Source organism: Candidatus Paceibacterota bacterium (assembly GCA_028714275.1).
Classification (GTDB): Bacteria; Patescibacteriota; Minisyncoccia; order Phycocordibacterales; family CAINVO01; genus CAINVO01.
On record JAQTMP010000001.1, the window covers coordinates 1 to 16,137 of the forward strand.

The 16,137-nt window shown below is 43.6% G+C and carries 23 protein-coding genes and 1 pseudogene; 2 read left to right on the forward strand and 22 right to left on the reverse strand.

Going from position 1 to position 16,137, the window contains the following annotated elements:
• On the forward strand, positions 1–306 hold a 306-nt coding region (locus PHF79_00005), incomplete at its 5' end, for a four helix bundle protein (protein MDD5318193.1).
• Here PHF79_00005 and PHF79_00010 read toward each other — a convergent pair.
• The 15 genes from PHF79_00010 to PHF79_00080 form a co-directional block, all read right to left on the reverse strand.
• The gene (locus PHF79_00010) at positions 301–435 is read right to left on the reverse strand and encodes a hypothetical protein (protein MDD5318194.1); all 135 of its coding nucleotides are present in this window, start codon (positions 433–435) and stop codon (positions 301–303) included. The two genes, PHF79_00005 and PHF79_00010, sit on opposite strands and share 6 nt — an antisense overlap.
• Positions 436–710: 275 nt before the next feature.
• A complete protein-coding gene (locus PHF79_00015) occupies positions 711–1,490 on the reverse strand; it encodes a hypothetical protein (protein MDD5318195.1) in 780 nt (259 codons plus the stop codon).
• Between the two features lie 259 nt (positions 1,491–1,749).
• Positions 1,750–2,277 carry an NYN domain-containing protein gene (locus tag PHF79_00020; GenBank protein ID MDD5318196.1) on the reverse strand — a complete coding sequence of 176 codons (528 nt, stop codon included), beginning with the start codon at positions 2,275–2,277 and terminating at the stop codon, positions 1,750–1,752.
• Positions 2,278–2,330: 53 nt separating this feature from the next.
• Complete coding sequence (locus tag PHF79_00025) at positions 2,331–5,078, reverse strand: DUF87 domain-containing protein (GenBank protein MDD5318197.1); 2,748 nt, start codon at positions 5,076–5,078, stop codon at positions 2,331–2,333.
• 8 nt (positions 5,079–5,086) lie between these two features.
• Positions 5,087–5,812 (reverse strand): hypothetical protein, encoded by a 726-nt coding sequence (locus PHF79_00030; GenBank protein ID MDD5318198.1) that lies wholly within the window; start codon positions 5,810–5,812, stop codon positions 5,087–5,089.
• A 7-nt stretch (positions 5,813–5,819) separates the two neighbouring features.
• Entirely contained in the window at positions 5,820–6,593 is a 774-nt protein-coding gene (gene map / locus PHF79_00035) for a type I methionyl aminopeptidase (GenBank protein ID MDD5318199.1), read from the reverse strand.
• A gap of 12 nt (positions 6,594–6,605) precedes the next feature.
• A complete protein-coding gene (locus tag PHF79_00040) occupies positions 6,606–7,262 on the reverse strand; it encodes a nucleoside monophosphate kinase (GenBank protein ID MDD5318200.1) in 657 nt (218 codons plus the stop codon).
• A gap of 357 nt (positions 7,263–7,619) precedes the next feature.
• Entirely contained in the window at positions 7,620–8,897 is a 1,278-nt protein-coding gene (secY, locus tag PHF79_00045) for a preprotein translocase subunit SecY (GenBank protein MDD5318201.1), read from the reverse strand.
• On the reverse strand, positions 8,897–9,340 hold the full coding sequence (locus PHF79_00050) for an uL15 family ribosomal protein (GenBank protein ID MDD5318202.1): 444 nt from the start codon (positions 9,338–9,340) through the stop codon (positions 8,897–8,899). The genes secY and PHF79_00050 overlap by 1 nt, the downstream gene beginning before the upstream one ends.
• Before the next feature lie 9 nt (positions 9,341–9,349).
• Positions 9,350–10,045: a 30S ribosomal protein S5 gene (locus tag PHF79_00055; GenBank protein ID MDD5318203.1), complete on the reverse strand. Its 696-nt coding sequence runs from the start codon at positions 10,043–10,045 to the stop codon at positions 9,350–9,352.
• A 33-nt stretch (positions 10,046–10,078) separates the two neighbouring features.
• Positions 10,079–10,426, reverse strand: coding sequence for a 50S ribosomal protein L18 (rplR, locus tag PHF79_00060; GenBank protein ID MDD5318204.1), 348 nt, complete (start codon positions 10,424–10,426; stop codon positions 10,079–10,081).
• Between the two features lie 23 nt (positions 10,427–10,449).
• Positions 10,450–10,983, reverse strand: a complete 534-nt coding sequence (rplF, locus tag PHF79_00065; GenBank protein ID MDD5318205.1) for a 50S ribosomal protein L6 — start codon at positions 10,981–10,983, stop codon at positions 10,450–10,452.
• A gap of 28 nt (positions 10,984–11,011) precedes the next feature.
• Positions 11,012–11,401, reverse strand: a complete 390-nt coding sequence (rpsH, locus tag PHF79_00070) for a 30S ribosomal protein S8 (GenBank protein MDD5318206.1) — start codon at positions 11,399–11,401, stop codon at positions 11,012–11,014.
• Between the two features lie 32 nt (positions 11,402–11,433).
• The gene (locus PHF79_00075; GenBank protein ID MDD5318207.1) at positions 11,434–11,619 is read right to left on the reverse strand and encodes a type Z 30S ribosomal protein S14; all 186 of its coding nucleotides are present in this window, start codon (positions 11,617–11,619) and stop codon (positions 11,434–11,436) included.
• A 366-nt stretch (positions 11,620–11,985) separates the two neighbouring features.
• Positions 11,986–12,264: a hypothetical protein gene (locus tag PHF79_00080; protein ID MDD5318208.1), complete on the reverse strand. Its 279-nt coding sequence runs from the start codon at positions 12,262–12,264 to the stop codon at positions 11,986–11,988.
• Between the two features lie 395 nt (positions 12,265–12,659).
• Between PHF79_00080 and PHF79_00085 the strand changes: the two genes are divergently transcribed.
• On the forward strand, positions 12,660–13,079 hold the full coding sequence (locus PHF79_00085) for a hypothetical protein (GenBank protein MDD5318209.1): 420 nt from the start codon (positions 12,660–12,662) through the stop codon (positions 13,077–13,079).
• A gap of 175 nt (positions 13,080–13,254) precedes the next feature.
• On the opposite strand, the gene rplE is transcribed toward PHF79_00085, so the two are convergent.
• From rplE to rpsC, 7 genes and pseudogenes are all read right to left on the reverse strand, one after another.
• On the reverse strand, positions 13,255–13,800 hold the full coding sequence (gene rplE / locus PHF79_00090; GenBank protein ID MDD5318210.1) for a 50S ribosomal protein L5: 546 nt from the start codon (positions 13,798–13,800) through the stop codon (positions 13,255–13,257).
• Between the two features lie 11 nt (positions 13,801–13,811).
• Positions 13,812–14,021 (reverse strand): annotated as a pseudogene (gene rplX / locus PHF79_00095) (50S ribosomal protein L24).
• Between the two features lie 21 nt (positions 14,022–14,042).
• Positions 14,043–14,414, reverse strand: coding sequence for a 50S ribosomal protein L14 (gene rplN, locus PHF79_00100; GenBank protein MDD5318211.1), 372 nt, complete (start codon positions 14,412–14,414; stop codon positions 14,043–14,045).
• A gap of 17 nt (positions 14,415–14,431) precedes the next feature.
• The gene (gene rpsQ, locus PHF79_00105; GenBank protein MDD5318212.1) at positions 14,432–14,701 is read right to left on the reverse strand and encodes a 30S ribosomal protein S17; all 270 of its coding nucleotides are present in this window, start codon (positions 14,699–14,701) and stop codon (positions 14,432–14,434) included.
• 56 nt (positions 14,702–14,757) lie between these two features.
• A complete protein-coding gene (gene rpmC, locus PHF79_00110; GenBank protein ID MDD5318213.1) occupies positions 14,758–14,949 on the reverse strand; it encodes a 50S ribosomal protein L29 in 192 nt (63 codons plus the stop codon).
• Positions 14,950–14,968: 19 nt separating this feature from the next.
• The gene (gene rplP / locus PHF79_00115) at positions 14,969–15,400 is read right to left on the reverse strand and encodes a 50S ribosomal protein L16 (GenBank protein MDD5318214.1); all 432 of its coding nucleotides are present in this window, start codon (positions 15,398–15,400) and stop codon (positions 14,969–14,971) included.
• A 27-nt stretch (positions 15,401–15,427) separates the two neighbouring features.
• On the reverse strand, positions 15,428–16,135 hold the full coding sequence (gene rpsC, locus PHF79_00120) for a 30S ribosomal protein S3 (GenBank protein ID MDD5318215.1): 708 nt from the start codon (positions 16,133–16,135) through the stop codon (positions 15,428–15,430).
• Between the last annotated feature and the right edge of the window lie 2 nt (positions 16,136–16,137).

The following is a 16,137-nucleotide window of genomic DNA, read 5'->3' on the forward strand; positions in this document are numbered from 1 at the left end:
ATTTATATCATAAGTGCCAAACTTACCAAACGAGACAAACTAGGCCTCCACACTACGGTCGAAGATACTTGTATAGAAATGCTCTCCCTTTCTATAGAAGCTGCATTCAAATCAAAGCTACAAAAGAAAACCGTACTTGAATTCTTGCGAGTAAGAACAGAGGTCCTCAAACACCTTGTTCGCACTGAAAATGAAATCCATATCCTAGATCTTAAAACATACCTGCGTCTCTCCGAACAAATCGTAGAAATCTCTAAAATGATTAACGGATGGATTACTTATATAACACAAAAGGAGTCTCTATAGACTCCCCCGTGTAGAAACTTCCGAACGAGCCCCCATGTTGGAGTTCCGATTGCTGGAGTTGTTCCAATTGAACTTGACCTGCGAATTGTTCGGATTCCAGTTGCCGTTGGCCACATTGCCGGATGGCAAGCGCTCATTATTTGTCTTATTTTTTCCATATCGCCAAAAATCGAAAAACTAAAAATAGCTGATCAATTTTCTGGGTTAACCACGTGGAATATCGTGCATTGTGTAAAATAAGACAAGCAATTTCTTTATAATGGCAAATTGTTATCTATATTACATAGATCAATTTAAAAGCCAAATGTATTATATATAAAAAGGAAAGCGTAGACCACAAGTGAGTGTGATCTACGCTTTTTCTTGTCCGAGGACCCAAACTAATGGGGCCAAGGGAACAAGTTTTAAGGTGCAAGCGGAACGGGGATTGCCGAACGAGCCCCCACGCCGGAGCACCGAAAGCTGGAGCTGCTCCGGAAGAACTTGACCTGCGAAGAGTACGGACGCCAGCCGCCGCGGGCCACATCGCCGGATGGCAAGCGGTTATTCGGACACCATGTCCACGTCTCGGGATCCAGGTAGTCTTTCAATACAAGGTAGCGGAGGCCAAAGGCCAAAGCATACCTGCGAAGAGTGAGCCAGATGCGTCCTGTTTCCATGAGCATGTCCGGTGACTTGTTCATGGTATCAAGACTGGGACGAAGTGAGTTTTCGATGATGTGTAGAGTCGGCTGCCCAGTGGCCTCCGATCCAGAATAGTTCATCACATCAGTTTCCTCCCACTCATCGATCCCCTGATCCTTGATTGCCTTTTGCACGGCATCACGGTTGTTCAGAGTGCCAGGATCATAGATGACCATGACGTTCTGCCATGGCAAATCCTCTGGAAATCCGAATTTCTTTTTCAGGTCCAGACCGCCAGCGACACCGAGGATTTTCTTCGCAAACTTTTCAGCCTGTTTGATTGCCTCGCTGAGGTTGGTTTCCGAGACCTTGAAGGAGGGGTGTGTGGTGACCTGTTGCTGTTGTCTTGATCCAAAACACCCTTCGATGAGCTCTTGCAAGCCCGCCGAGAGAAGTTGCGGATCAAACGGATAACCATTCGGTTGACGGATCTGCCGTTTAAGTTCAAACAGCTGACCATCAACTTTTTGATACATTTCGCCTGTGACAATTGTTGCCATGACGTTTCCTTTCTTATTTTATTTATGATTTTTTCTCGAGGATTGCTCGAGATTTTTTAAGGGCTTTGTGCTAGCTAAAAGCGAGCACTCCGCTGACTTGTTTACCTATATTATATCACGTTTAATATAAAAAGCAATGGACATTACAGCCCTATATTACTGGCTTATATTTTGTTTTTAAAAAATTTGACTTTAAAAGTGCTAGGTGTATTATGTATATGTTTTACATCGAGGGCCACCGCAAGGTGGCCCTTTGACGTTATTCATCTTTTTGAATAAACCCTCTTAGTTTATCTAGGTCGATAAACTTTACTCGCTGAATAAGTTCAATGGATACATGGTTCCTTGTTGAACACACGAGCACCATTTTCCCTTTAATCTTTAACAGATCGACCAACTGAGCAAAATCTGAATCTCCTGAAAATAAAATAATATCCCTATAATCCTCCCTCCATCTATAGGCATCGAGAGTCAACTCAACGTCAAGATTTCCTTTCTTTAAAATTCCTCCATCCCTATTTTGAATAATTTTTAACTCTTTTGAATGAATAATGTATCCTGCATTTTGTAGTATTGTTAAAAAACCTTTTTGCTTAGTGTCTTCTGGTGAAACTCCTGTATAAAAATGGGTAGCAGAGACTATATAGCCAGCTTGTTTTGCTTCAGCTTTTAAATATTCAATAAGTTTTATGTAGTCGACTTTCCAGCCTAATGTTTTTTGAGAATGATAGATGTTTGAGGCATCTATAAAAACAGCTAGGTCTCCTTTGATGTATTCGTGTATCATGCACACAACAATACACACCTGATCCTCTATTTATATAAATAAAAGATAAATTTTTACACAATTTTCACTTCCTCCTTTTTGTACTTTTTCAACACTTCTTCCTCAACTTCTTCCCGAGCACGACCAAATTTTAGATACGAAAGCTCTTTTAGCTTGTCCACTAGCTCTGGACGGCCTTTCGGAGGAAAACCGGCCTTTTCAATATTAAATGGACGAGTAGGGCGACCGTCAACAAGAAGCCGCAGGTATGCATTGTGATTGTCGATATTCATAATATCTTGCGCCGTGAAAACTGGTTCAAATTGCTTAGCCAGAAACTCGGCATCATCAGAACCAACACGGTAGACTGCCATCGAGCCGACGTTGCCAAAAACGGAATCTTTGATTTTTTCATCGAGCTGAGCGATAAACTGATGGGCAATAGTGAGGGAAAGTTTATATTTGCGAGCTTCGGAAAGAATAGTAGAGATGGAATCGGTAGTAATGTTTTGAAACTCATCAATGTACAAATAAAATGGAGGCAACGCCGCCTTTCCAAAAGAATCCACGCGGGAAAGAGCAGCCATCAAAATTTTGCCGACAAGAATGAGACCAATGAGGTTGGAGTTGATCGCTCCAAGACGGCCCTTAGAAAGATTGACCAGCAGGATTTTCTTTTTGTCCATAATATCTCTAAAATCAAAGGCGGAATGTTCCTGAGCAATAATAGGGCGCATGATTTCATTGGCCAAAAAGACGTCGAATTTACTGGTGATATATGGCACCATATTTTGAAGAGCGCCCTCCCCTCCAGCTTTTTCCGCGATTTCTCGCCAAAACTGGACCACCACCGGATTTTTGCAACGAGCAATTTTGAGATCGCGAAAACTTTTAACGGCCATCACGCGAGACACATCGAGTAATGTGTTGCCGCTCTCAGGATCTTCGATGACGAGCATTGTGGCATTACGGAAATACTGCTCAAACATCGGACCCATAGACTCAGGCACGGCGCCATAAAGTTTTTGAAAAATACTGAAAAGCTCATTGACCACAAAAGTTTTCTGCTCCGGAAAATCAAGATTGTATTCGAGCATGTTGAGACCCATTGGGCGAGCAGTGTGGGCAGGATCAAAATAAATCACATCTTCATAGCGCTCGGGTGGAATGTTAGCTAAAATATCCTGAACGTCTGAACCGTGCGGATCAATAAAACACACCCCCTCTCCGTTTTTGATATCCTGGATGATCATATTCTTGAGTAGCGTCGTTTTACCCGTACCTGTCTGACCGATGACATACATATGACGCAAACGATCTTCAGGAGCAATATATATAGGGGTCTCAAGATTGCGATGCTTGTTGATGCCGAGCAAAATACCTTCGGTGGGCAGACCGAGCGGTGCGGAGGCGGTGCCCGCCTTTGACTGCTTGAGCTGAGGAGACGAGGTCACACTTTCCCCTGGAAAGTGCATCAATGAAGTGATTTCCTGCAAGGACAAAGGCATGGCTGAAACCTCTTCAAAGGAACGAAAGGAAAAATCTCGGATCACTTTTTTCAAGTCCGCAGGACGCTCCGCTCGTTTGAATTTTAAGGTGTTGCCCAGCGTATTTTCAAACTGATTGAAAGAAGACTCTATGTCTGTCAAAATATCCGCCGCGCGGGCCCGGTTTTCGGCTGAGGCGAGGATGCGGATGTTGGCTTCGACGATCGGGGTGCTGATTTTTAATTTTATATTTTCTACTGCAATTTCATCGACAACTTGAGGTTTTTCTTTATCTTTTTCTTTAGGCCCCTTGATCAAGTCTTTCATCAAATCCGCCCCGACCTTGCTAAACTCACCCAAAAAAGTATGCCTTATATCAATGGCCTTTTTGGTGGACACGCCTTTAGTGATTTCTTTAAGGGCCTCTTTGTAACGGCCAACATAATAAGCCCCTCGAGGATTTATGACAATTTGGATAGAGGCCCCCTCACCGTCCTTTTTGAGCTTTGAAAGAGTGTTGAGGATGACGTTGAGAGGATCATAGTCAAACTGTTCGTAGGTCTTGATAGGAAAAATAGGATTTTTTGCTTGAGTAGCAAATGAGCCAAGGGCAATCCCAGCTGGATTGAAGATATTGTAGTCATTTTTCTGCTCGATCAGCTTGGCGTCCGGAAAAATAGAGAGGATTTGCTTTTCAAAAAGCGCCGCTTTTTCATCTGGCACCGAAACATAAAAAATAAATTCATGGCTTCCTTCTCGGACGGCAAGCTCGATCGAAAAATGGTCGTCTCGCGCCCGCGTCTCAACTGAAAGCATGCCGGCATAAAACTGCTCCATTGAGGAAATAAGCTCCTTGAGCTGTTTTGATTGCTCCTCCTTTTTTACTTCAGGCAAGGCTACTTCAAAAAGAGTGTGCCTAAGCGATTTAGAAAAGGGCGTGCCCTCTTTTAGCCCAGCGACAGGAAAACCTTTTTTGATGTACTCAACCAAAAAACGATGAAAATCATCCTCGAGATGTGGGTTGTTCATCCCCTCAATCACTGAAAGGACATTCATGACGCCTTTCTCATAAAGAATATGCAGCAAAGCCTCAATCTGCTTGTCGTGAGGCTCAGGTGAAAGGTCAAGCACAATCTCATCACGGCTCTGCTCAGGAATCTTGAAGGATTCATGAAGGACCTCTGAAGGCTCTGCTGCACGATAGGTCTTCACTTGATGCTTGATCACATGCTCAAGCTTATTTTCGACACCCTGCTCATTGAGGGCACGCTCTTTGGCCGCGACTTGTTCGCGTAAATATGTCAGCTCTTCTTGAGGTGAAGAAAACTTTTCCATGAGCTACATTATATACCTCCTTTGTACTCTTCGTAAGCGACTTTGAAGGGTAGGTTTCTCTCAGCGTATTTTTCGGTTTTTTCAGGATATTGTTCAAAAAAGGCTTTGTATTTTTCTGAAACGGCTCTAGCCTTTTTGGACCTCATCTCGTTAAAATTGTTGCCCACAAAGTCTCCATCGTTGATTTCTTTGATTTGGCCCTCCAATTTTTTGACAGCTGGATCCTTTTTATAATCTTCATAGACCCGAACTCTTTCAGCCTCGTCATACTCAGCCGCCTCTGTTGGAAAACGTTCTGAAAATATTTCAAAGGCGCGTTCCCTGCCGCTTTTGACCCTTTTACCATTAACTACGCCATTTTCCATGTAATTGTGAAGGTCCACCTCTCGATTGGGCGCATCCCCAAGGAGCTGTTCCCAGCTATATTGAAGCTCCTGCAAAATAGATTCGAAACGCGAGTCCTGCTCTATGTATTTTAGAGTCTCCCGGGCTTCTTTTTTTTGGCCGGCTTTCTCACTTCCCTCCTCAAAATCTGGGAAAAGAGCCAGCTCTAAGCGCAAATTTTGCAAACGTTTCGCCTCTCGCTCGACGTGGGGATTGACTCTTTTATTTTGAGCAATTAAAATAGCCTCCCCCAACGGAGCTTGTCTCATTTTTTCGATTTTACCGATTTCGCTCTTTGGAATTTCTTCTTGAAGATTTTCGGAATTTTCCGGAGATTTCAAACTGTTCATGTCTAAATTATAGCACAGTCAAAATTTCTGGGCCTTTTTCGGTGATAACAATAGTGTGTTCGAACTGAGCGCTACGCTTACCATCGGCTGTTCGATAGGTGTAACCATCACTATCCATAGTAGCGCGAGGGGTACCTTCATTGATGATCGGCTCCACGGCTATGACCATGCCAGGTTTGAGAGCGGGACCTTGACCTTTTTTGCCAATATTTGGCACAAAAGGGTCTTCATGTACTTCATAGCCCACTCCATGTCCGCCTAGATTTTCGGCGATACCAAACTTGCTGTTTTTTTTGACAAAACTTTCAATAGCGAGGCCAATGTCACCGGTGCGGGCGCCCACCTGTGAGGCTTTGATGCCAGCGGCCAAGGCCCCCCGCGTGACGTCCATGAGCTTTTGGGCGCCCGCGTCTACCTTTCCAACCCCGACAGTCGTGGCGCTATCCACAATCATGTTTTGATACGAAATACCCATGTCCAGAGTGACGACGTCGCCCGTTTTCAAGATCCGAGGCCTTTCATTTGGAATACCATGTACAATTTCATCATTGATGGAGACGCAAATGCTTGCAGGATAGGGACGATCGGCACCATATGGTTGATAATTTAGAAAAACTGGAACCGATTTATATTTTTTACAAAGTTCATTGGCCTTATCATCAATTTCCTTGGTAGAAATACCCTCCACAGTTGTCTCTGATAGTTCCTTTAAAATTTGAGCTAGGATTTTCCCTGCCTTTCGGAGTTTTGCGATATCTTCGGGTGTTTTGATAGTAATCATTGGCTCAAGGTGTTAGATGCGAGAATTGATTTCGTTGATCAAATCACGCTGCACTTTCTCGACTGGCTGTTCGCCATTTATGTGTAAAAAATGATAATTCTCATTTTCCTTAAAATAATTGATAGCTGGAATAACATCCCGCTGGTACCAGTCTAGGCGTTTCTCAATCATGGCAATATCAATATCGTCCTCACGCCCCCGCGAAAGCAGGTGCTTACGCGACCATTCGCGACTAACATCCAGGTAAACCACAAAGGGCATTTCTCTTTTATAAAACCTCATGGCTGTATCCAAAATAACCGCTTCCTCATGAGAACGGGGTGACCCATCGATAATTAGCTGATCTTTAGGGTTGAATTCTCTGATCAAAAGATTGGACCACATCCAGATGGCTAAAAAATCTGGCTGGCGATTTCCTAAAGCTGACACTTCACTAGCCAATTTATTGGACGAACCCTTTTCGGACATAAAACTCCGGAAATGTAAGCCTGTCTCCAGGTAATACACACTTGTTTGGTTTTCAGGCGCAACAACCTCTCCCGTCTCCTTTTCCATAGCCTCAATCGCTATCTTGTCCTGTTTTATTAAGTGCTCCTTTAGAAGCTCCGCCTGCGTGCCCTTACCACAGCCTGAGCGGCCTATAAAAATAAAGGTCTGGGGTTGTTTCATAGGGCTATTATACAGAAATGGAGAAAAATTGGTACCCAGAAGTAAAGACTTTTTGGAGACACGGAAAATTTTTGCTAAAATTTTCCTTGTCCTCGCCAACGCTTTGGCTGCGGGGTCTCCAAAAAGTCTTTACTTCTGGGTACCAATATTCTATCTTATTGACAGATTATCGGCTGATTTGTTAGTATACTTTCACATACAGAGAATCAAGTGATTCCCTGCCGGCCCCGCCCACAAGGCGGGGAATATTTATTTATAAAAGCAATTTTAAAAATAAAATAAAATTCTCCAAAAGACCTTTAGAACGGGTTAGCGAGTCTTCGAGCGCTTTAGTGAGAAAGGTCTTTTGGAGAATTTCTAATACTCCCGCATGGAAATCTGAGCATCTATCTTTTTAACAAGATCGAGAACAACTGAAACCACGATCAAGAGCGCGGTACCTCCTACAGCTAGAGATTTTGGCACGCCTGGCACAATCAAAGGCAGGATAACGGGCAAAACCGCGATGACACCGAGAAAGATGGCTCCGACAAGGGTAATACGAGTAACTACTTTGGATAAATATTCTGAGGTAGGCTCACCTGGACGAATGCCGGGAATGAAAGCGCCGCCTCGTTGGAGATTGGTAGAAATCATGTGAGGGTCAAATGTGACAGCAGTATAGAAATACGTAAAGAGGAATACGAGCATAAAATAAGCACCGGCATAGACCCACTGGTTGGCTATGATATTCAAAATCTGGGTTGAAATACCACTGATAGTGGCATTGCCGAGATGGCTCAAAAGATTGAAAATCATCTGAGGAAAAAGAAGGATAGAGAGGGCGAAGATGATAGGGATCACTCCAGCTTGATTGAGGCGAAGAGGGAGGTAAGTAGAGATACCTCCATAAACCTTGTTGCCCCGAACCCGTTTTGAATAAGTGACAGGGAGTGGGCGCTCAGCTTCGGTCACGATTACTACTAGATAAATAACCACCAAGGTCATGATAAAGACACCAGTGTACATAGGGATCTGACTCTGGTCGAAGCTAAAGAGGGTTTGGTTGAGAGCTTGAGGAATCCGAGAGACGATACCTGAAAAGATAATCATCGAAACGCCGTTGCCAATGCCAAACTCTGTCATAAGCTCTCCAACCCACATGAGGAGAATAGAACCAGAGACGATAGTAATAACGTTGGTGATCAAAGAGATGCCTGACAAAGCTCCCACAACCCCCTGTCGCTCCAAGAGCACAATAAAACCAAAAGCCTGGATGAAAGCTAGAGGGACGGTCAAAATACGTGAGTATTGACTAAATTTTTTGCGACCAAGCTCCCCCTCCTCTTGATACATAGCTTTGAGAGTTGGAGACATCATGGTCAAAAGCTGCATGATAATAGAAGCCGTGATATAAGGACCAACACCAAGCATCACAATAGAAAGGGTAGAAAGTCCTCCACCGGAAAAGACGTTGAGCAAACCAAAAAATTGGTTGCTATTAAAAAATATATTGAGCTTGGCAATATCTACACCTGGGATTGGCACTGCAGCAAGAAGACGAAAAACTACAAGTGAGCCAAGCATAAAAAGGACTCGGTTGCGCAAAGTCCGATCTTGGATGACCAACTTACATTTTTCGATAAAAGTATTCATTATTTTACTCCACCTCCCGCTTTCTCAATCTTGGCTTTAGCACTAGCGGAAACGGCACATGAAGTGACCACGATCTTTCGAGTCAGCTCACCCGTACCCAAAATCTTAACTACTGGCTTTTTACCTTTGTAAAAAGTGACGAGTCCTGAAGCGACTAGAGTTGTAGGATTTACCTCCACCACACCAGCCTTGAGATGACGTTCGATAGCATCTAGGTTGACGACAACTGGCTTGTTTTGAATAGAAAGGTTTGAGTTGCGTCCTCGTCCACGCAATTTTGGAATCTTCTTGATAATATCACGAAGCTCTGGACGCTTTTTGCGACCCGCTCGAGCGTTCTGACCTTTGGTTCCTCGTCCAGATGTTTTACCCCGAGTACCTCCGCGACCTACTTGAGTACTTTTCTTATTTTTAAATCTTCGTTTTAGGTTGTGTGTCTGCATATATTTGAATTATTTTGTCGCTGTTGCCAAAGGGGCTGCGGTCGCTTTCGAAGTACGAAGCTTTAATTCTGAAAGCGCTTTTATGGTAGCCTGAGCAATGTTTAGCTGGTTTTTGCTTGGAGAAAGGAGCTTGGCCACAATGTCTTTGACTCCGGCAAGCTCAAGCACGATACGAATAGCTGATCCGGCCACGAGCCCTTTGCCTTTAGCCGGCATGATTTCAAGGCGAGCGCTTGAATATTTTGCAGAAACTTCATGAGGGATAGACATGTCTGATGTAGTTTTAATAGTGATCATGTGTTTCTTGGCATTTTTCAAAGCTTTTTCGATAGCCAAGGAAGTATCTCCTGCCTTGCCTGTACCCACACCTACACGGCCTTTTTTGTCCCCAGCCACAATAGCGACACTAAAACTAAAGCGACGTCCTCCTGAAGCCACGCGAGTCACGCGGCGGATTTCAAGAATCTTCTGATCAAACTCGGGCTTGGCACGAGGCTCTCGTCGGGGGCCTCCACGACTGCCGCCTCGGCCGCCACGGTCTCCGCCACGATCACCCCCTCTTCCTGGGCCACCACTACGAAAACCCCCTCTTCCTAGGCCTGGAGTAGGATTGGCGGCTGCGGCAGCTGCAAAAGGAGCGGCTGCTGGTGCAGCTACTGTAGCTTCTGTGGGATTTGTATTTGTTTCTGTATCGGGAGTAGACATAGTATTTGTGGGTTTTAGTGTATAGAAAATGAGTTAAAAGACAAGTCCGCCTTCACGAGCCCCTTCTGCAAGTGCTCGGACACGGCCGGTGTAAATAAAGCCGCCACGGTCAAACACAGCCAATTTCAAACCTTTCTCCGCGGCCGCTTTCGCTACGGCAACGCCCACCATCTTGGCCTGCTCTGTTTTATTTTTACCCTTCATCGCCAAAGACGTAGCTGAAGCAAGAGTAGTCCCCGCATCATCGTTGATGAGCTGGGCGTAGATCGCTTTGTTTGATTTAAAGATGGCTAAGCGAGGACGCTCGGCAGTGCCTGCAACCTTGGCGCGAATGCGCTTGCGTCGTCTTTCTCGTTGCTGATGTTTGCTTTTGTTAATCATAAATATATTTTAAATTTTAGACTTTAGACAGATTTTTTGCCTTGCTTGCGGCGAATTACTTCACCCTCGTAACGAATACCTTTGCCTTTGTAGGGCTCTGGTTTTTTCCATGAGCGAATAGTAGCCGCAAACTCACCCACGGTCTCTTTGTCTGCACCAACAATAGTGATGACGCCTTTTTCTGAAGTAACTTTAAGCTCTTTTGGAATGGCCACTTTTACCGGGTGAGAAAAGCCAATAATAAGAGTGAGGTCTGCACCGGCAACTTCTGCACGGTAACCAATACCCTCAATGATGAGTTTCTTTGTAAAAAGAGCCGTCACTCCTTCCATCATATTGATAAGGTGCGAAGCATAAGTCCCCCAAAGAGCCCGCGTAGCGATGTCGTTACGTTTTGGATTGAGAATGACGGTATTACCCTCTACTTTTACCTCTACAGAGTCACGAAAAGTTCGAGTCAGCTCGCCTTTTGGACCTTTGATAGTCACTCGACCGCCATCCACAGTGACTGTAGTGTTTGCCGGGATTGTGATGATTTTTTTGCCGATTCGTGACATAAATTTTAATTAAATGAATTTAGAATTTTTACCAAATTTTAAAGAGAGGCTCACCTCCGACTTTAGCTTTGCGAGCTTCGAGATCAGTCATGATTCCCTGGGGAGTAGTGATGATCAAGGCGCCAAAACCGTTTCGCACAGGCTTGATATCAGATACTTTGTAATAAATGCGTTTTGAAAACTTTGAAATCTGAGACACGCCTTGGATGCGGGATTTGCCATCCTCATAGACAAGGGCTGCCTCAAGCGCCTTATTGACCTTTTTGCCCTTTTTGCCAACAGCTTTAACAAAACCACGCTTTTCTAGAGTGTTGAGAATTTGCTCACGCATTTTTGAATATGGAAAAGAAACAGTCTCCTTGCCTGAAACATTGGCATTCTTGAGTTTTGTGATTAATTCTGCGATTGAGTCTTTCATTTATTTTTAGGTATTTTAAGGTTTTTCAGGAATTACCAAGATGATTTTTTGATGCCCGGGATACGGCCTTCGTTGGCAGCTTCACGAAAACAAATACGGCAAAGCCCAAAATCACGCATAAAAGCGTTTTTTCGTGAGCATCGAAAACAACGTCGCACCACGCGAGACGCGAATTTTGGTGTTTTTAATGCCCTTACTCTAGTTGATGTTTTTGCCATAATGTGTAAAAAAATAGCTCACTTGAGCGTTCGCTTATACTAGCAGGGACCCAATATAAAGTCAATAATTTCCCTCCCAAGTCCTATTAGGGTCAATATAGTTCGGAATGGGTCCCTATTGTGATAAATATGACCAGATCAGCCTCAATCATAAGAATGGCCCTATAATCCCCTGTTATATTGATACTCCGGCAATCGGGAAACGCCCTATCCACAGAATGCTTGTTTAGGACTGGATCAAACTGGTTTTTGTGAAAAACCTCTAATCTTCGGTAAAACTGCGTTTTTATTTTGCTTGGAAGCTTCTTAAATTTCTTAGTAAAGTGTTTTTTGTATCTGATCTGCAGCATTTCTTACAAATTTATTTTACAAACTCTTGAGATAAGCTACAGCCTCATTGGTACTATTAAAGCTTGGGGATATATCTTTGCCTTCTTTGATATCCTTGATTTCACGAATAAGCATGGCTCGTGTCTGAGCGCTTATTTTCTGTTGTGAAACTAGGCCAATATCAAGCTGCCCATCAACAAAAGCCTTGGTAGCCAGCTTAAGCACAGAAGAAAATGGAATCCCCTCATTTTGGGCCTTTTTCATAGCTTTCTCCTTAAGTTTACTATTTATATTAAAAATTATTTGTGTGTTCATTGGTTTTTTTGTTTGTCATACATTATCGTCTATTGAGACGTATATATCTTATATATATTACAGATATATGTCAACAAAGCATTTTTCCTTACGAAACATCTAGGGTATACTTAGATTAATACGCCTTATGTAGCTACTATGAGTAAAAAGAGTCTTTGGATATTTGGATACTTTGTTTCTTAATCTTTTCCTATACCCTATTTTTGGCATAATTTTCCTTGTTGCTGGTATTTTTTTGATTCGCTCGAGGTGATATTTATTCGAACATTCTCCCGGGTGCGCAGCCGAATAAAGTAATGCTGAGGTATTGAACTGTTAAGAAAACTTGACTAAATAATAATTTGATTGTATCTTTTGATTTAGAAAACCGTTCAACAAGCAAAAGGATACAAATTATGTCCAAAGCATTTATGAAACGTGGAAGTGAGCGTCAGGCTCTCCACGAAGAAGCACACAAAGATATTTACAGACTCGAGGAAACATCTGAAGAATGGGCGAAGAACGGGCACAAGGCCTGCGCCTATCTAGCCCAAATAATTATTGCCTACCTCTTCGGTAAAAACATGTCTCACCTTTCTAGTACTAGACGTGAACGGTACGAGCTGGTGGCTGAGGAGCTTTTTCAAAAGGTAACCCTTCGCCGCTATGCAACCTTCGCCAGAGCTGAAGAAGAAGAAAAAGCAATGCTTGCAGAATTTGCACTTTGGCTGATCGAAAGTCAGGCATTGTGTCAGTTTCCGCATGATCTTGCACGCATTGAAATATGCGATCCTCAGACAATTTTTCGGGCGCCCTCGGCTATGTCTGAAGTATAAAACCCGCCACTCAACCCAGGAACCCATCCTGCCAGTTGAGGGTGGGTTTTCTGTTTAAACAGTTGCGCTAAATAAATAGTGGTTTTTGGAGACCCCGCAGCCAAAGCGTTGGCGAGGATAAAGAAAATTTCAGCAGAAATTTTCTGTGTCTCCAAAAACCACTATTTAGTTTGGGCTATTTTTTGAAAAGAAAACCCAACTTCTCCAACATCGCCCGAGTAAGTTTTTTATCCTTTGAAGTAGTTACGATAGTAACCGCAAAACCAAAGACATCTTTGAGCTCTTCATCTGAAGTTTCAGGAAAGACGGTGTGCTCTTTAACCCCAATGGTAAAGTTGCCCATAGCGTCAATGGCTTCTGGCTTGAGGCCACGGAAGTCACGGGTACGAGGGAGAGCAATGTTTACAAGCTTATCAAGAAAGCTATACATACGGTCACCACGGAGAGTGACCTGATAGCCGACAGGATCGCCTTCTCGCACCTTGAAGGTAGCGATTGATTTTTTGGCGGCTTTCTCAGCCACTTTCTGACCAGTGATCTTTGTAAGACGGTCGCCGATAAGTTTCTTCTTGTTGGCATCTTTGACCGAGCCAGTGGCCGAACCAATGACAACTTTGACGAGCTGAGGAGCTTCCATCTTGTTTTTAAAACCAAAATCTCCTTTCATTTCATCAAAAAGAGCTTTTTCTTTATCTTTTATAGTGTGTGATTGTGTTTTCATAAAATTTATGCGAGCTTAACGTTTGAAACATGGATGGGAGCGGCATATTCAACCACCTGACCCTTGGCTCCGCTACGGGTTGGCTTTTTGTGGCGCTTACGCATATTGATCCCTTCTACCACCACAGCTGATTCCTTGGGAATAGACTTGACCACCTTGCCTTTAGCACCTTTATCTTTGCCTGTGATGATGATGACTGAATCTCCTTTTTTGATATTCATAAATTTTTATTAGATTGAAAACTAGACGACTTCTGGGGCAAGTGAAGCGATCTTCTGGTAGCCTTTCTCGGAAAGCTCGCGAGGAATTGGTCCGAAGATGCGACCGGCAATAGGCTCACCCTTGACCTTGTCCACAATAACCACTGCATTTTCATCAAAACGAATGTAGGAACCGTCTTTGCGACGAAAAGCCTTCTTTTGGCGAACAACTACAGCTTGTAAAACATCCTTTTTCTTGACTTGTTTGCGAGGCTCCGCTTTTTGGACTGAAAGGACAACAAGCTCCCCAATCTCAGCGTAGCGCTTTTTGGAACTGCCAAGCACCTTAAAGATACGTCCGATCTTGGCGCCGGAGTTGTCTGCAATATTTACAATTGATCGTGGCTGTATCATGGTAGTTGGTTAATTTTTTATTTGATGACTGTAAAGCGCTTATCCTTTGAAATAGGAGCACATTCCTGAATATCTGCCTTGTCCCCGATTTTCTTGGTATTACCAGGATTGTGGGCTTTGTATTTCTTTGAGCGCTCTATGTATTTACCATACTTTGGCGCTTTTACAAAGCGGCTGATTCTCACCACCACAGTATCTTTCATCTTGTCTGATGTGACCACACCTGAAAGCACGCGCTTTTTGCTCGCCTTTGCAGCGGTATCCGTATCAGTTGCGGTCTTTTTGATTGTTGATTTTTTTTCAGGCATGGTATTTTTTAAATTTTTATTAAAATTGACTTAAATTATTTTTTGGAAGCTGAAGGGGTAGAAATTTCAGTCATGATGCGGGCAATATCACGGCGAAGCACACGGCCTTCGCGTACGTTTTTAGCTTTACTGCCGGCTACAGCAAATCTAAATTCGTTGAGCTTTGATTTCTTTTCCGTCAGCTCTTTGATTAAGTCTTTTTGATTTTTTCCTTTGTATTCAGACATATGTTTGGTTGGATGCGGATTAGTAGAGAGTATGGGCACGGCTAATAATCCTTGTTTTCACTGGAAGCTTGGTACCAGCCTTTCGGAGAGCTTCGCGGGCGACCGACTCCTCTACCCCGTCAATCTCAAAAAGAACATGCCCTGGCTTTACCTGAAAACAATAGCCCTGGGGATCTCCTTTGCCGTGACCCATGCCTACTTCAGCGGCTTTTTGAGTGTAAGGACGATCTGTAAAGACTCGAATCCAAATACGGCCAGTTTTTGAAGCTGAGCGGGAAAGGACTTTTCGAGCTGATTCCAGCTGATTGGAACGAACACGGGAAGCGGTTGTGGCTTTGAGACCAAAAGCTCCGAAGGCCAAAGTGATGCCGCGAGAAGCGACTCCTACTTTTTTAGGATTCTTGCGGGCGGTGTGCCATTTTCGATGTTTTACTTTTCGTGGGACGAGCATAGTAGTTTTTTTATTGAATAAAAAGGTTTATTTTAAATCCTTCTCAAAAATTTCACCTTTGTAAATCCAGACCTTGATGCCAATATTTCCGTACGGCAAATGCGCCTCATATCGTTTGAAATCGATATCAGCACGCAAGGTTTGGAGAGGAATACGACCTTTCTTAAGCTCTTCTTTTCGGGACATATCGGCACCCCCGAGACGGCCTGAAAGCAAGATCTTAATACCCTGAACTTCACGACTAGCCATTGATTTTTCTACCATCTGCTTCATGACACGGCGGAAAGGCATACGTTTTTCAAGGCCTTCTGCTACCATTTGAGCCACAATAGCTGAGCTGGCTTCTGGATTTTTGACTTCTTCGATGTCTAGCTTGAGCTCTTGTTTCTTTTCTTGAGCCCCTTTTTTGAGGGAGCCTGGTATTTTGGCAGAATTGGCGGAGATTTTTTCTAGATACTTTTCAATGTCTGCACGAAGCTTGGCAGCCCCCTCGCCTGACCGGCCAATAATCATACCTGGGCGTGAAGTCTTGAGAACAATGCGTAGAGCTTTGGCACTGCGCTCCATTTCAATATCAGAGACGTAGCTGCCACGGAGTTTCTTCTCAAGCCATTCGCGAAGAAGCATATCCTCTTTCAAATATTCTCGATACTGTGCGTTTACCCCAAACCAGCGTGATCTCCAATCGCGAATGATACCAAGTCTATGAGCATAAGGGTGAACGGTGTGTGACATAT

Coding starts and splice junctions, on each gene's coding strand:
- PHF79_00015 (MDD5318195.1), bottom strand. CDS start 1,490: ATGGCAACAATTGTCACAGGCGAAATGTATCAAAAAGTTGATGGTCAG.
- PHF79_00020 (MDD5318196.1), bottom strand. CDS start 2,277: ATGATACACGAATACATCAAAGGAGACCTAGCTGTTTTTATAGATGCC.
- PHF79_00025 (MDD5318197.1), bottom strand. CDS start 5,078: ATGGAAAAGTTTTCTTCACCTCAAGAAGAGCTGACATATTTACGCGAA.
- PHF79_00030 (MDD5318198.1), bottom strand. CDS start 5,812: ATGAACAGTTTGAAATCTCCGGAAAATTCCGAAAATCTTCAAGAAGAA.
- map (MDD5318199.1), bottom strand. CDS start 6,593: ATGATTACTATCAAAACACCCGAAGATATCGCAAAACTCCGAAAGGCA.
- PHF79_00040 (MDD5318200.1), bottom strand. CDS start 7,262: ATGAAACAACCCCAGACCTTTATTTTTATAGGCCGCTCAGGCTGTGGT.
- secY (MDD5318201.1), bottom strand. CDS start 8,897: ATGAATACTTTTATCGAAAAATGTAAGTTGGTCATCCAAGATCGGACT.
- PHF79_00050 (MDD5318202.1), bottom strand. CDS start 9,340: ATGCAGACACACAACCTAAAACGAAGATTTAAAAATAAGAAAAGTACT.
- PHF79_00055 (MDD5318203.1), bottom strand. CDS start 10,045: ATGTCTACTCCCGATACAGAAACAAATACAAATCCCACAGAAGCTACA.
- rplR (MDD5318204.1), bottom strand. CDS start 10,426: ATGATTAACAAAAGCAAACATCAGCAACGAGAAAGACGACGCAAGCGC.
- rplF (MDD5318205.1), bottom strand. CDS start 10,983: ATGTCACGAATCGGCAAAAAAATCATCACAATCCCGGCAAACACTACA.
- rpsH (MDD5318206.1), bottom strand. CDS start 11,401: ATGAAAGACTCAATCGCAGAATTAATCACAAAACTCAAGAATGCCAAT.
- PHF79_00075 (MDD5318207.1), bottom strand. CDS start 11,619: ATGGCAAAAACATCAACTAGAGTAAGGGCATTAAAAACACCAAAATTC.
- PHF79_00080 (MDD5318208.1), bottom strand. CDS start 12,264: ATGAACACACAAATAATTTTTAATATAAATAGTAAACTTAAGGAGAAA.
- PHF79_00085 (MDD5318209.1), top strand. CDS start 12,660: ATGTCCAAAGCATTTATGAAACGTGGAAGTGAGCGTCAGGCTCTCCAC.
- rplE (MDD5318210.1), bottom strand. CDS start 13,800: ATGAAAACACAATCACACACTATAAAAGATAAAGAAAAAGCTCTTTTT.
- rplN (MDD5318211.1), bottom strand. CDS start 14,414: ATGATACAGCCACGATCAATTGTAAATATTGCAGACAACTCCGGCGCC.
- rpmC (MDD5318213.1), bottom strand. CDS start 14,949: ATGTCTGAATACAAAGGAAAAAATCAAAAAGACTTAATCAAAGAGCTG.
- rplP (MDD5318214.1), bottom strand. CDS start 15,400: ATGCTCGTCCCACGAAAAGTAAAACATCGAAAATGGCACACCGCCCGC.
- rpsC (MDD5318215.1), bottom strand. CDS start 16,135: ATGTCACACACCGTTCACCCTTATGCTCATAGACTTGGTATCATTCGC.